This window comes from Candidatus Woesearchaeota archaeon (assembly GCA_016180285.1).
Classification (GTDB): Archaea; Nanobdellota; Nanobdellia; order Woesearchaeales; family JACPBO01; genus JACPBO01.
In genome coordinates, this window is the sequence record JACPBO010000045.1 from 5,608 (window position 1) to 18,282 (window position 12,675).

Sequence of the window (12,675 nt, forward strand, 5' to 3'; positions counted from 1 at the left end):
CCGACGTGACAGGTTGTCCCTTCGGGATGTCGCGTAGGACAAAATCGCATAGATTTTGTCCGTAGGCGTCATGGTTGGCTGGATTTTTACATACTATGCGTCAATTTTTCCAAAGATTTATAAATAATGGGTATTTTTAAGCTGCTAAGCTGTATATTGGCTTTAAAATAAACTATTGAGGTGAATAAAATGGCTGGAGTGCAAGGATATTGCGTGAAGTGCAAAAAGAAAGTAGACATACAGGGCGGAAAAGAGTCTGTTACTTCGAATAAAAAGAAGATCCTGAAGGGCAAATGCCCCAAATGCACCACAACAGTGTGCAGGATTCTTGGAAAAGCATAAGCTTATTGTTTTATTTTTTTCTTATTTTTTGTTGAGCAAGTTTGCCCATCTATGATCAACTAGAATTTTTTTCTTCGATTCTTGTCTGAATACCCGCATTATCGGATATTATTTACCCTCACCTAATTTTTCAATAAATCAGCAAGTTCTTGTTTTTGAGGTGTTTCATACTGATTTTTTGCTTCGACCAATGATGTTACTGACAAATTTCGCTCGTACCCCTGATGTTTCTCAAATTGCGCATAATCTATTCCTGCTCTCATTGCCGCCGCACTAATGCCTCCTATTGCAAGTATACTTACCACTACTAAGACCGTACCCAAATCACCAAAGTAATCTTTGCCCATCTTTATTCCGCCCCATTCAACAATTCATTTAAAATTCTCAAGCACGAAATTGGCCATCATCTCATTTCCTGCTGCCTTGTAGAGCTTTAATGCCTCTGCCATTAATCCGAGGTTTACGCATTCTGCTGCAATGGCTTCGATCCTTGCAATATCGCCGGAATTCTCTATTGCCAATGCTGCCAGCCTTATCTGCTTCTCTTTCGCAAAGTCTTCTGCAAGCTTTATTAATTTCTCTTTTTCTCCTGCCAGCGCAAGCGCTTTCACTCCATCTTCAAACTTGCCCATTCTCACCAGCTGGCTACCTGCATCTCCGAGGATCATTTTTCTGCTCTTCTCATCCAACATAGAAATATTTACCTTGTCGATTCCCTTTTCAATGACCAGATCGACAAAATTGCTTGCCATGTTTGCTATTTTGGAGTAGAAGTATTTAAATTTAGTTGTAGTGAAGAATATAATTAGATTTTAGCAGCTACGAAGGATATATCTCGAGCCTTGGGTCAAAAAATCTCTTCCAGAATTGCCTTCTCTCTTTTTCATCTTTTGGTATGGCTTTAAAAGGAGAAATAAGCAACTTATCCTTGACAGCATTGATCATATCTGCGCTTGGCTTCCATTCTATGCCCAGCAACTCGAACATGTTTTTCAGAACATAGCATCTTTGCATAAGCGCTTTTATTTTAAGCTGCTCTTTTTCCTGGCTTATGAGCCTTTTCCATTGCTCTATTGAGCATCCTTCAATGGCTTCTCTTATTTTTTCCAATTTTTCCATTGAATTGATAAGAATGCCATCAACCCCGACAGCATAATATGCCATGCCATTAATAGGGTCGCCTTCGTAAACAGAATGGCAGGATATTGAATCGCACCTGAATTTTACATTTTTATATACGGCATAGATGTTCAGCGTTTTACACGGCGAATCTCTTATCTCCGGCCACAGGTCCATTGGCTTAAGATCGCTAAAGGACTTTATGACCATTATATGGCCCGGCCCAAAGATACTGCTTACATCATATTCCCCAAAGTTTTCGATGCCATAATCTGTGTAGAGGTCTGTGTAGAGGCCATTTACAAAATGGAATGCTGCTGTATGCAGTTTCCCAAGAAATCTTGCAATCTCAGGATTTGCCTTTTCAAAACTTATCTTTCTGCATAATTCTATGATTTCTTTGCCTGTGTGAGCAATGTTGCTTCTGAATCCATAAATATCCCCCTTTGACTTTTCACTTATAATGCTATCAAAAAATTTTGCAATCTCCAATCTTTTCTCTCTAGTTATTCTTGCAAATTTTAAGTCAGCAAGCATGAAATAATACTGGGCTCTGAAATGCGATGGGCCAGTTATTCTTTTTGCAAGCCTTGCAAAAGAAATATCTAATTGTTTTCTTCTGCTTATAGCAAGAAGGAATCTATTAGCCCATTCTCTTGAATAAAGAGGATGCATATTATCAAAGTTAAAAGGCTCAATAGTAGCCAGATCCATATTCCCAAATGAAGCGGCTATTGAGTCCATCCACAAATCAAGCCAGTTCATCATTTCCACCTTAAGTTCCATGATTCATCTTTAAGAAAGATCTCTCCATTTTCGCCATTCATTTTAATCTCCTGCCTATCTTTTAAAATCTCAGTCACAGGTTTTCCTGTAATTACGCCTTTTGCAGATACAATGCACGGAATTCCCATTTCCCTGCTCAAAACAGAAGGGTGCGATGTAAGGCCGCCGATGTCGCAGATTATTCCAGCAGCTCTGCCCATGATGGCAGTCATTGTTGGGTCTGTCAGCCTTGTTACAAGAATGTCGCCTTTCTTTAGCTTTGCATGATCATCGAGACTTTTTATGATCTTAACTCTGCCTTGTACTTGGCCTTTGCTTACGCCAATGCCTTTTGCTATGAGCTTCATTTTATTCGCCTCTTAGCATTTTATAATGCTGCTCCATTGTTCCCCTGATTATCGCAGGGTTATATTGCACAATTGACAGGTTACAATTTTCAGAAACAATATGCAATCCTGTGCAATTCAGCCCATTCGCCAGAGCAAGGCAATTATTGATGCTGTCTTCATAACCGAGCAATATCCTGTTATTCGCTCCAAAGTTATCATAAACTGCTGCCTGCCATGTCTCAGGGTCTTTTTTGCTCCCTATGGGAATTGTTGAGATGAGATTTTTGTAAGGAATTATCTCGTTTGCAGCTATCTTTGTTCCATTCTGCTTGTTATGATTATTGGCTATTGTGTCCAAAGTGAATCTAAGAGTTTCATCAGTTCCGGCAGAAGCAACAACAGGCATAATGCCTTTTTCCTTTAGATAAAGTAAAGTATCTACTGCAAATGGAGTTGCAATGCATTTAATTGCGCCTTCTTTAAAAAGCCTGCACTCCATTTCTGCTGCAAAAGTAAAATCGTTTTTTGCCAATTCATATTCCTCGGGGTGCAGCTCCTTTATTTTTTCATATGCAAATGGAAGGCAGTTCTCAAGTCTGCCATTCACTTCAGCATATTGGTATATCGGGCCTAACACATCAAACACAACTATGTCTTGTTTCATTTTTATTTTACTCCTGCGTTTTAAGCCCACCGACAGGGCAATTTCTAAAAAAATAATGGTTTGCCTAAACAAGCATCTCTCCAACACTCAAGATGTTGGCTTTTTTACAATACTGCTTTATGTCTCTAGATAAGCAAAGAGGATTTCCTTTAGACTGCGTATAATTTCTGGTTTTCTTCCAAATATCACGAACAGATGTATTTGTAATGCTTCCTAAATTTGTATCAACCATCGCTGGACACGCATGCGCATTTCCATTAGTATCGATAGTGATGCCATTATTTAGCATTATACATTGCCCGCTTCTTGTTGGCGAACTAAGTCCTGCTACAAGTGTATCAGTATACATATTTGCAGTTCTAATTAATTCTATTAGATTCTCCTGAGCACCCGCATACGAATCCCAAACACTTTTTGCTCTGCCCTTGTTTATTGGATAATTGCAGATGAAGAATGCATCATCTCCGCAAAATTCCCTTATCTTCGGAATTTCTCCTTTATTGTGCTGGTTAATAATTGTGATTACTCCCCATCTTGTCTCAATTAAACCATTTTCTCTTACTCTATTACCTGCTTTATATATCTCTCTAACATTTTTAAGATTCTTCATTACTCTATCAAAGCCCCTAAATCCAGTCAATTTTAGATACGTTTCAGGATTTAATGCGTCAAGACTTGTAATTAAAGTCACGTTCTTATTGAACAATTCATTTACTGTCTCCTGATTAAGAAGACTGCCATTGGTGTATAGGATTGATATCAATCCTGCTGCATCAGCATGATCTATTAACTGCATTGTCAGATCTCTATTTGTTAACGGCTCCCCTTCACCAGGAATACAAAAAACTTTTGCGCCCAAATCTCTTGCTTGTGAAATAACATCCAATCTTGTGTCCAGATTAACACTATCAAAAGACTTATTGTCATCTCTGTAACATTTAGAACAGCTATAATTACAGCCAAACGGCAAGTTCATAGCCACATAAGATAATTCATCTTCTTTTATTTGTCCATCTACTTCAAGTTGGTTCGGATTTCCTACCAGTAATTTTTTTGTTTTAGTTTCCATTTTAGTTTCCTTCTTCAATTGTTATTACTAAATAGTAACTTTTAACGTATATATAAATGTTTGTTGTCGTTTTTCCGACAGCAAAGATAAGATTTATATATGAGTTAGCAATTAGTTATGTTATGGACACAGCAGCTGTATTAAGTGAATTGGGACTTTCTGACGGTGAAGTAAAGGTCTACTTAGCCTTGCTTAAACTAGGCTCTGCGCCTGTTAACAAGCTAAAAGAAGAAACAAAGATGCACAGGACAACCATATATGACTTTATTGAGAAGCTTATAAACAAGGGCTTAGTAAGCTATGTTATAAAAGCAGGGGTTAACTATTACACTGCAACAAGCCCAGACAGGCTTATGGATTTCTTAAAGGAAAAAGAAGGCCATTTATCGCAAATAATGCCTCAGCTGAAAAAGCTTTCAGAATTCCACAAAGAAGATTTAAAAGTAGAAATATTCAGAGGGTTAGAAGGGTATAAAACATTGTTTAATACAATAGTAAATACGGGCAAAGACCTCTATGGAATTGGCTTCGACGAGACAAAATATGAAGAGCATCTGCCTATTGCAATAAGGCAGTATTTCAGGAAATTAAAAGAAAAGAACATAAAAGAGTTCATTATTGAAAAAGAAGGCATCAATTTCTTTTACGATAAAAATATAGCCAAAACTACAACATATAAATTCATGCCAGAAGAATATTTTGGCCCAAATCCATTAATGGTTTTTGGCGAGTTTGTTGCAATACATAACTGGAATCCAATGTCCGTCATATTGATGAAAAACAGGGATCTTGCAAAATCATATAAGGCTCATTTTGACCTTCTATGGAATAATCCAGTCAGGATTTACAGAGGAAACAAATATATCACGAAAGTATTTGATGATATTGTTGATGCTTCAATAAAATCAGGAGCATATTTTTGCTTTGGGGCTTCAGCAACATCTAATTATCTGATTGATTATTTCAAAAGCCTTTGTAAAAGACAGGTAGATGCGGGTGTTAAGGCAAGGATAATATTTGATGAAGAAGCAACAGAGCAGATGGACATATGCGTTGAGTATAAGCAAGAAGTAAGAACATTTCCCAAACAATACATAACGCCAACAGAGGTGAATATTGCAGGGGACAAGACAGTGATAGTGTTTTGGACAGAAAAAAAAGAGCCAATTGCATTTATAATAGAAGGAAAAGAAGTTGCAGACTCATTCAAAAAATATTTTGAATTGATGTGGAGCATAGCAAAGCCTTATAAAAATAAAAAACATTTAAATACGCCCATGAAAATCCATTAACCATGAAACAACTATCATCAAAAGACCTGAAAGAGCTGTATTTCAAGTTTTTCAAAGAGAAAGGCCATAAGCTAATAGCTTCTGCTTCCTTGATCCCTGAGCATGATCCTACTGTCTTGTTCACAGCAGCTGGAATGCATCCTTTAGTTCCTTTTTTAATAGGCCAGCCGCATCCGCAGGGAAAAAGATTGGTAAATGTGCAGAAATGTTTGAGGACAGATGACATTGATGAAGTCGGAGATCCTTCTCATCTTACTTTCTTCGAGATGCTCGGAAACTGGTCATTAGGAGATTACTGGAAAAAAGAAGCAATAGAATGGAGCTATGAATTCTTGACAGACAAAAAATGGCTCGGAATAGACCAAGAAAGAATATCAGTAACGTGCTTTAAGGGAGATAATGATGCGCCAAAAGACGAGGAATCTGCCAAAATCTGGCTCTCAGTTGGAATTCCTAAAGAAAGAATTTACTTTCTGCCTAAAAAAGACAATTGGTGGGGGCCTGCCGGCGAAACCGGTCCTTGCGGCCCTGACAGCGAGATGTTCTATGACACTGGAAAAGAAAAGTGCGGCAGCGAGTGCAAGCCAGGATGCTCCTGCGGGAAATATTTCGAAATATGGAATGATGTTTTTATGCAGTACAACAAGACAAAAGAGGGCAAGTTCGAGAAGCTGAAGCAGCAGAATGTTGATACTGGAATGGGCGTTGAAAGGACAGCTGCTGTTCTGCAGGGCAAGAAAACAGTTTATGAGATTGAGACCTTCAATCCTATAATTGGCAAAATAAAGGAAATTGCTAAAATTAAAGAGCCAAATGAAGATCAGATGAAATCAATAAGGATCGTAACAGACCATATAAGGGCGGCAACTTTCATATTGGGTGATGAAAAGGCAATTGCTCCCTCAAATGTTGACCAGGGCTATATCTTGAGAAGGTTTATCAGGAGATCGATAAGGCACGGAAAGCTATTGGGCATTGAAAAGGAATTTCTGTCAGAATTGGCAAAAATAGCTGTTGAGCTGCACAAAAGCGATTATAAAGAACTGGAAAAAAATAAGGGGTTTATATTGGATGAGTTGAGAAAAGAAGATGAAAAATTCAGGAAAACTCTTGAAAATGGGCTGAAAGAATTCGAAAAAATAATCAAAAATAAAAAAGAGATTGGCGGCGAGAATGCCTTCTTGCTGTTCCAGAGCTTTGGCTTTCCTATTGAAATCACAGCTGAGCTGGCTAAAGAAAAAAATGTCAGCGTTGATGTAACCGGATTCAACAAAGAATTTGAGAAGCACCAGGAATTGAGCAGGATTGGGGCTGAGAAGAAATTCAAAGGAGGGCTGGCAGATTCTTCAGAAGAAACAACGAAGCTGCATACAGCAACGCACATGCTTAATCAGGCATTAAGGGTTGTTTTGGGGAAAAAGGATATTTTCCAGAGAGGATCAAACATAACTCCGGAAAGATTAAGATTTGATTTTAATTTTGACAGGAAATTAACAGATGATGAACTGAAAAAAGTTGAAGAGTTGATCAATGAAAAAATAAAGGAAGCGCTGCCTGTTGAAAGAGAAGAGATGACTGTGGATGATGCAAAGAAAAAAGGAGCGCAGGGAGTGTTTGAGCACAAATACGGGGAAAAGGTATTTGTTTACTCCATCGGCGGTTTTTCTGTTGAGATCTGCGGCGGCCCTCATGTCAAGAATACCTCTGAATTGGGGCATTTCAAGATAACAAAGGAAGAAAGCTCTGCAGCGGGTGTAAGAAGGATAAAGGCGGTTTTGGCTAAAGCATAAATTTCTTCAATAACATTTATAAACAAAAAACCAATTCTTGTTCTTATGGGCCTATAGCTCAGTCTGGATAGAGCGGCAGCCTTCTATCAACTGAGAAGCCAGCTGAAAACTTAGGGTTAAATCCTGAGTTGGTTTTAGGTCGGGGGTTCAAATCCTCCTAGGCCCGCGGGTCCGTGGTCGAATCCGGCAAGGCGTCTGCCTGCAGAGCGGAAGATTGTGGGTTCAAATTGGCTGAAGGTTCAAAACTTTGGCTTTGAAAGTCCCACCGGGCCCTTTTTATAATCAAAAACATGAAAACAATAAGAAAAATTCTGATAAAGAAGGAGAAAAAAGAGCATATTGCTGAATTAGACAGAGATGTTGTTATTTCAAAAGAAAAGACTTACTTTGTTGAGGATTTAACCAAGGATTTTCACACAGCAGACGGAGTTATTTCAAAAGCTGACCTGAAAAAGAAAGACGGAAGCGAAATAGCAACAAACACAGGAAAGAAATTCTGCATATTTACGTCGGGCTTTATGGACGACTACAAAAGGATCGCAAGGGAAGCCCAGATAATATCTTTAAAGGACATTGCAGCAATAATCTCGAAGACAGGAATAAACAAGAATTCTGTTGTTGTTGATGCAGGAGCCGGATCAGGCGCATTGGCTTGTTTTTTAGCGCATATATGCAAGGAAGCCATAACTTATGATATAAGGGAAGATTTTTTAAAGATAGTCAAAAAAAATAAGGAATTCCTGGGATTGAATAATCTAAAAATAAAAAACAAGGATATTTATGAAGGCATTGACGAGAAAAATGTTGATTTAATAACATTAGACCTGCCTTCGCCGTGGAATGCAATAAAGAGCTCTTATGAGGCGTTAAAGGTTGGCGGCTTTGTTGTTTCCTACTCGCCCTCAGTTCCGCAGATGATGGACTTTGTGAATGCAATCAATAAGGATGAAAGATTTATTCATGCAAAAACCATTGAAATAATCGAAAGGGAATGGGAAATCGACGAAAGGAAAGTAAGGCCAAAGACAAAAGGCATCGGTCACACAGGATTTTTAAGCTTCTGCAGGAAGATAAAATGATCAATGAACCGATTAAGCTGATGGCAATAGTTTTTTCAGTTGTGATTGTCATTAATCTCATTCTTTTTGTTTTTGGAGCAATAAGCACCTTTTACTTTTGGTTTATAATAATACTGTGCGCGTTTATAGCTTATCTTGTAATTCCTAAATTAAAGGAAATGAAATGATAAAAGAAGAAAAATCAGAAAATAGGGGCAAAAGGTTTTTATGGTACTAAATAAGCCTGTTAAATGAGGTGTGATATGTTTGGTTTAACTCGATGGGAAAAATTCAGAAGTCATGTAAGCTTTTCACGATTACCCTTGAATAGAGAACAACTACGCACAGTTTTTCACTTCATACAGTATTTTAAAATAACAAGCAAAAGACAATTAATAGAAGAGTTAAAAAAACCAATAGGGAGGTCAATTGATATTGGGGATCCGCCCAACGAGCCTTATGATAAACCCAGATGGGATTATTATAGATTCATAGTCAATGTTGTTGAAAAACATTTACCAGAAGTTAATTGATATTGAAACCAAACCCCTTTTTATTTGAAATCCGCAACTCAAATCAATTATAACATGCATGATATTGCTATTATTTTGGTTTATAATAATACTTTGCGCGTTTATAGCTTATCTTGTAATCCCCAAGCTTAAACAACACTTGAAATAGGTATGGTATAAATACCATATTCGTATGGTAATTAAACCGAAAACTTTAAATAGAGGCATAATTTTCCTGTTCTCATGGTGAGAAAAAATGCTAGCCGACCAAGCATGCTGAGCCTTAAGGCAGTTCATAATCTGTTTATAAATAAAAAAGGCATCACTATCAAAGATTTGGCCAAGAATATAAAAACAGACTATAAGAATGTTCATGATTCTGTAAGTACGCTATTCAAAGAGGGAATAATAAAAAAAGAAAAAATAGGGAATTACAATATTTGCAAACTTAATTACTCTAACGACGAACTTATTGAATACTTAAAGGAGTATAATTACTACATCGCATTAGGAGAATTTAGGAAAAAGCACTCAATAGAACATAACCTTATAATGGAGGCTGTTAGGCAGGCAATAGCAGAAAATTATATTGCTCACATCTTTGTTTGCCTTGTTTTTGGTTCTTATGCAAAAGGTGAAGAGAAAAAGGATTCTGATGTAGACATATTATTTATTACGGCTGATACAACAAGACTTAATAGTATAGGCTGTAAAAAATTCTTAGATGAACAAAATGCACCATATCAGAGGAGATTTCATGTTATTGAACAAAGTGTAACAGATTTCATGAAAGATTTGAAAGACAAAACAAAACTCAGCATAGCAACTGAAATTTATAAAGAATCCCCGATAGTTTTTTATGGCGACGATATTTTATTTAGATTGATAACAGAGGCAAATAAAGCATGATAACCCTGAACAAAAATCAAATAGAAATTGAAGTTGCAAAAATACTCGATAATGCAGCGACCTTTGTCAGCAGATTGAAGGATATTGATAAAACACTAAGTAAAGAGCTGGTGCTGAGCAAATTGAATAAAAAAACCTTATGAAACGACCAAGATGAAAGAAGAAATCCGCATTTTAGGAATTGATGATTCGCCTTTTGAGAAGTTCAAGAAAGGCAGCAACTTGGTTATTGGCGTTCTTTTCAGAGGCGGCAATTTTATGGATGGCGTTATGTCAACCAAGATAAAGGTTGACGGCGATGATTCAACTGGCAAATTGATTAAAATGATCAAAAAGTCTAAATTTAAATCACAGATAAGATGCATTGCCCTTAACGGAATTGCAATGGGCGGCTTCAATGTTGTTGATGTTAATGAACTGAATAAAAGAACAAAAATTCCTGTTATTGTTATTATAAGGGATTATCCTGATTTCAAGAAAATATTTGCTGCCTTGAGAAAAATAAAAAGAGAAAGCAAAGTAAAACTGATAAAGAAAGCAGGCGATGTTGTTAAGATTGGAAAGATATATGTCCAGCTGGCTGGCTTAAATTTAGATAAAGCAAGACAGATCTTAAAAATAAGCTGCACCCATTCTTTTATCCCGGAGCCTTTGAGGGTAGCGCATTTGATCGCAGCAGGGATCGCAATGGGAGAAAGCAAGGGAAGAGCCTAGATAATTTTAGGAAAAACTCCTTCCGGCAGGAAATTATATTTATAGTCTTTTATGACCAGCAGAGGCTCATAGTCTTCGATAATGCTTGAAAACTTTCTTCTGAACTCCATCATTATTTCATGCATGTGCATTGGATCCTTTACAATTAAAAATATCTGCGCTTCATATTTTCCCATCATCTTTGCGCCGTATGCAACAAAAGGGTGCACAGACATGTAATTAAAAAATTCCTTCTCCTTTTCATCTGTCAGGTTAGCCAGATGAAAAAACACCGCATAAAGATGATATTTCAGATAAGTGAGATTTATAATCGGGTTGAATGCTATTATTAACTTATTATTGACCATGCTCCTTATGCGATTGACTACAGTATCTCTCGGAATTCCAGTTTTATTTGCTATATCTGATATCTGGGTGCAGGCATCTTTAGACAAAGCCTTTAATATTCTGGCATCTGTTAAATCGAGCTTTATCTGCTTTTCATAATCAAATTCGATTATTTCTTTTTTGATCTCCTTTGCGAATGCAATGCTTTTTCTTTCGAATTCAAACTTCAATCCAAGATTTTTGTAGAAATCATCCGGCAAATCAACATATTTGACCAGGTTAAATGCTGTCAGGCTTTCATAATCCTTTAAGCTTTTTCCGCAGGCTGATTTTATTTTCTGCATTATCCTGTCAAACTGCCTTATGTCTTTAGCTATGACTTCAAAAACAAAATGCCACCTGCCGCTGCACTTGCCGAACCATATTCCCAAAGGAAAAGCCGCAAAAAATTTAATTAATTCATTCTCCCGATCCTCAGACAGGTTTTCAAGCTTCAGCAATACAGTATGCAGATAATAGCCCGCTTTTGACGGGTTTGAGATGACAACGCTGCCCCTTATTATGCCTTTTTTCTCTAATTGTATGATTCTGTATCTTACAGCATCTTTCGACAGCCCAACAATCCTCCCAATCTCGCTGGGGCTCAGCCTGGCATTTACAGCTAATGCCCCAAGTATCTTTTTATCTTTAAGATCTACTTTAACTTCTTTGCCATAGGCAGATTCAACAACCATGCCAATAAAATCAGCCATTTTTAATCTAATTACATTTATTTTATTTAAATCTTTCGTATTTAGCGTAAAAAATGGTAAAAAGTTTTATATAAATTTTATTACTTCTATTTAGTAGTCAAATCAAATAGCGAGGATGATAAAAATGAATGGCCAAATAATGAAAACAATCAAGGGGACTATGAGAGAATGTAATGGAGATTATTGGACTCCAATAGGCCTTAATATGTTTGGAGGATATCTGGTATCTGATCTTGCTGCATTGGTTCCAGCAAGTTATGGACATGATGGCATTGCTAAAGGAGTGATTCTTGGAGGAATGTTGATAACTACCTTAAATTTTGTATCTGAAGGCATCAGAACAGGATATCAAATTTATAAAAGAAAAGAAACTGAAAAAAATAGCGAAAAGAAAGCTAGCGGACTTTCAGAAATTGTTCAGAATTGTCCTGTAAAGAAAAACAATGATGATGAAAAGTAGGTCTTGCCATGGCAAAAACAAATATCTGGAAACAGAAATATGATAAATTAAAATTAAGAACAACAGGATATATTTTGGGCATTTGCCAAGCCATCAGAGAAAGAGGCGGGGATGAAGAGTTAAGAAAAGTCATAGACCTTTCTGCAAAAAATTCTGCATACAATGTCAAAGTTGAAAAATTAGCGCAATTATCAAATAAGGCAGAGGCCTTGGGCAAAGAATTGGAAGCGCTGCTAAACGAATTTGATACATCAGATGCGGCTGTAATCCAAGATCTATCTAAATATAGGATTGAAAACCCGAATTGCGGATGTTTACCGCCTTTCATGCAGTTGGCTGAAAAGTATGGATTTACCAAAACAGAAGCAAGAAGCTATGCGTGCAGAAGGTGCATGCCATCCTATGAAGAGGCAGCCATCCACTTGGGTTTGGGCTTTAACGGAAAACTAACTAAAAATGGCTGTTTTATGGAGTTTCTTGAAGGGAAAAAAGATGCAAAATTATGATGCCATTATTGTCGGAGCAGGCCCAGCAGGCTCTTCAGCAGCGTAT

Annotated in this window: 18 protein-coding genes and 2 tRNA genes; 13 read left to right on the top strand and 7 right to left on the bottom strand. The window is 37.1% G+C overall.

Translation table 11 applies throughout. The annotated features are described in order from the left end of the window. The first annotated feature begins 189 nt into the window (after nucleotides 1–189). On the top strand, nucleotides 190–342 hold the full coding sequence (locus HYU07_07605; GenBank protein MBI2130064.1) for a hypothetical protein: 153 nt from the start codon (nucleotides 190–192) through the stop codon (nucleotides 340–342). 122 nt (nucleotides 343–464) lie between these two features. Here the strand turns inward: HYU07_07605 and HYU07_07610 are convergent, their stop codons facing one another. From HYU07_07610 to HYU07_07635, 6 genes are all read right to left on the bottom strand, one after another. Further along, a complete protein-coding gene (locus HYU07_07610) occupies nucleotides 465–689 on the bottom strand; it encodes a hypothetical protein (protein ID MBI2130065.1) in 225 nt (74 codons plus the stop codon). A 24-nt stretch (nucleotides 690–713) separates the two neighbouring features. Further along, the gene (locus HYU07_07615) at nucleotides 714–1,094 is read right to left on the bottom strand and encodes a hypothetical protein (GenBank protein ID MBI2130066.1); all 381 of its coding nucleotides are present in this window, start codon (nucleotides 1,092–1,094) and stop codon (nucleotides 714–716) included. 67 nt (nucleotides 1,095–1,161) lie between these two features. Beyond that, the gene (locus tag HYU07_07620) at nucleotides 1,162–2,229 is read right to left on the bottom strand and encodes a hypothetical protein (protein ID MBI2130067.1); all 1,068 of its coding nucleotides are present in this window, start codon (nucleotides 2,227–2,229) and stop codon (nucleotides 1,162–1,164) included. After that, nucleotides 2,226–2,594, bottom strand: coding sequence for a hypothetical protein (locus tag HYU07_07625; GenBank protein MBI2130068.1), 369 nt, complete (start codon nucleotides 2,592–2,594; stop codon nucleotides 2,226–2,228). The genes HYU07_07620 and HYU07_07625 overlap by 4 nt, the downstream gene beginning before the upstream one ends. 1 nt (nucleotide 2,595) lies before the next feature. Further along, nucleotides 2,596–3,240 (bottom strand): hypothetical protein, encoded by a 645-nt coding sequence (locus tag HYU07_07630; GenBank protein MBI2130069.1) that lies wholly within the window; start codon nucleotides 3,238–3,240, stop codon nucleotides 2,596–2,598. 64 nt (nucleotides 3,241–3,304) lie between these two features. Beyond that, entirely contained in the window at nucleotides 3,305–4,309 is a 1,005-nt protein-coding gene (locus HYU07_07635; protein MBI2130070.1) for a radical SAM protein, read from the bottom strand. A gap of 122 nt (nucleotides 4,310–4,431) precedes the next feature. Between HYU07_07635 and HYU07_07640 the strand changes: the two genes are divergently transcribed. The 10 genes from HYU07_07640 (at nucleotide 4,432) to HYU07_07685 (ending at nucleotide 10,584) form a co-directional block, all read left to right on the top strand. Continuing rightward, entirely contained in the window at nucleotides 4,432–5,601 is a 1,170-nt protein-coding gene (locus tag HYU07_07640; GenBank protein MBI2130071.1) for a helix-turn-helix domain-containing protein, read from the top strand. 2 nt (nucleotides 5,602–5,603) lie between these two features. Further along, nucleotides 5,604–7,391 (top strand): alanine--tRNA ligase, encoded by a 1,788-nt coding sequence (locus HYU07_07645; protein ID MBI2130072.1) that lies wholly within the window; start codon nucleotides 5,604–5,606, stop codon nucleotides 7,389–7,391. A gap of 47 nt (nucleotides 7,392–7,438) precedes the next feature. Continuing rightward, nucleotides 7,439–7,557 (top strand) — tRNA-Arg (locus HYU07_07650). 1 nt (nucleotide 7,558) lies between these two features. Beyond that, nucleotides 7,559–7,665: transfer RNA gene (locus HYU07_07655), tRNA-Cys, on the top strand. Nucleotides 7,666–7,681: 16 nt separating this feature from the next. Further along, nucleotides 7,682–8,470, top strand: a complete 789-nt coding sequence (locus HYU07_07660) for a methyltransferase domain-containing protein (protein ID MBI2130073.1) — start codon at nucleotides 7,682–7,684, stop codon at nucleotides 8,468–8,470. Beyond that, nucleotides 8,467–8,637: a hypothetical protein gene (locus HYU07_07665; protein MBI2130074.1), complete on the top strand. Its 171-nt coding sequence runs from the start codon at nucleotides 8,467–8,469 to the stop codon at nucleotides 8,635–8,637. The genes HYU07_07660 and HYU07_07665 overlap by 4 nt, the downstream gene beginning before the upstream one ends. A gap of 75 nt (nucleotides 8,638–8,712) precedes the next feature. Continuing rightward, nucleotides 8,713–8,982, top strand: coding sequence for a hypothetical protein (locus HYU07_07670; GenBank protein ID MBI2130075.1), 270 nt, complete (start codon nucleotides 8,713–8,715; stop codon nucleotides 8,980–8,982). 225 nt (nucleotides 8,983–9,207) lie between these two features. Then, nucleotides 9,208–9,870, top strand: a complete 663-nt coding sequence (locus HYU07_07675) for a nucleotidyltransferase domain-containing protein (GenBank protein ID MBI2130076.1) — start codon at nucleotides 9,208–9,210, stop codon at nucleotides 9,868–9,870. After that, on the top strand, nucleotides 9,867–10,013 hold the full coding sequence (locus HYU07_07680) for a hypothetical protein (protein MBI2130077.1): 147 nt from the start codon (nucleotides 9,867–9,869) through the stop codon (nucleotides 10,011–10,013). The genes HYU07_07675 and HYU07_07680 overlap by 4 nt, the downstream gene beginning before the upstream one ends. Before the next feature lie 10 nt (nucleotides 10,014–10,023). Further along, nucleotides 10,024–10,584, top strand: coding sequence for a DUF99 family protein (locus HYU07_07685; GenBank protein MBI2130078.1), 561 nt, complete (start codon nucleotides 10,024–10,026; stop codon nucleotides 10,582–10,584). Here HYU07_07685 and HYU07_07690 read toward each other — a convergent pair. Next, nucleotides 10,581–11,663, bottom strand: a complete 1,083-nt coding sequence (locus tag HYU07_07690; GenBank protein ID MBI2130079.1) for an Lrp/AsnC family transcriptional regulator — start codon at nucleotides 11,661–11,663, stop codon at nucleotides 10,581–10,583. The genes HYU07_07685 and HYU07_07690 overlap by 4 nt on opposite strands. Nucleotides 11,664–11,787: 124 nt before the next feature. Between HYU07_07690 and HYU07_07695 the strand changes: the two genes are divergently transcribed. Both HYU07_07695 and HYU07_07700 read left to right on the top strand, forming a co-directional pair. Continuing rightward, a complete protein-coding gene (locus HYU07_07695; protein MBI2130080.1) occupies nucleotides 11,788–12,123 on the top strand; it encodes a hypothetical protein in 336 nt (111 codons plus the stop codon). A gap of 8 nt (nucleotides 12,124–12,131) precedes the next feature. Further along, complete coding sequence (locus HYU07_07700; protein ID MBI2130081.1) at nucleotides 12,132–12,629, top strand: hypothetical protein; 498 nt, start codon at nucleotides 12,132–12,134, stop codon at nucleotides 12,627–12,629. Nucleotides 12,630–12,675 lie beyond the last annotated feature (46 nt).

Bases quoted from the DNA above. Each gene is read 5' to 3' on its own strand.
- HYU07_07605 (MBI2130064.1), top strand. From the start codon at position 190: ATGGCTGGAGTGCAAGGATATTGCGTGAAGTGCAAAAAGAAAGTAGAC.
- HYU07_07640 (MBI2130071.1), top strand. From the start codon at position 4,432: ATGGACACAGCAGCTGTATTAAGTGAATTGGGACTTTCTGACGGTGAA.
- HYU07_07680 (MBI2130077.1), top strand. From the start codon at position 9,867: ATGATAACCCTGAACAAAAATCAAATAGAAATTGAAGTTGCAAAAATA.
- HYU07_07630 (MBI2130069.1), bottom strand. From the start codon at position 3,240: ATGAAACAAGACATAGTTGTGTTTGATGTGTTAGGCCCGATATACCAA.
- HYU07_07660 (MBI2130073.1), top strand. From the start codon at position 7,682: ATGAAAACAATAAGAAAAATTCTGATAAAGAAGGAGAAAAAAGAGCAT.
- HYU07_07700 (MBI2130081.1), top strand. From the start codon at position 12,132: ATGGCAAAAACAAATATCTGGAAACAGAAATATGATAAATTAAAATTA.
- HYU07_07665 (MBI2130074.1), top strand. From the start codon at position 8,467: ATGATCAATGAACCGATTAAGCTGATGGCAATAGTTTTTTCAGTTGTG.
- HYU07_07670 (MBI2130075.1), top strand. From the start codon at position 8,713: ATGTTTGGTTTAACTCGATGGGAAAAATTCAGAAGTCATGTAAGCTTT.
- HYU07_07645 (MBI2130072.1), top strand. From the start codon at position 5,604: ATGAAACAACTATCATCAAAAGACCTGAAAGAGCTGTATTTCAAGTTT.
- HYU07_07610 (MBI2130065.1), bottom strand. From the start codon at position 689: ATGGGCAAAGATTACTTTGGTGATTTGGGTACGGTCTTAGTAGTGGTA.
- HYU07_07695 (MBI2130080.1), top strand. From the start codon at position 11,788: ATGAATGGCCAAATAATGAAAACAATCAAGGGGACTATGAGAGAATGT.
- HYU07_07625 (MBI2130068.1), bottom strand. From the start codon at position 2,594: ATGAAGCTCATAGCAAAAGGCATTGGCGTAAGCAAAGGCCAAGTACAA.
- HYU07_07615 (MBI2130066.1), bottom strand. From the start codon at position 1,094: ATGGCAAGCAATTTTGTCGATCTGGTCATTGAAAAGGGAATCGACAAG.
- HYU07_07685 (MBI2130078.1), top strand. From the start codon at position 10,024: ATGAAAGAAGAAATCCGCATTTTAGGAATTGATGATTCGCCTTTTGAG.
- HYU07_07690 (MBI2130079.1), bottom strand. From the start codon at position 11,663: ATGGCTGATTTTATTGGCATGGTTGTTGAATCTGCCTATGGCAAAGAA.
- HYU07_07620 (MBI2130067.1), bottom strand. From the start codon at position 2,229: ATGATGAACTGGCTTGATTTGTGGATGGACTCAATAGCCGCTTCATTT.
- HYU07_07635 (MBI2130070.1), bottom strand. From the start codon at position 4,309: ATGGAAACTAAAACAAAAAAATTACTGGTAGGAAATCCGAACCAACTT.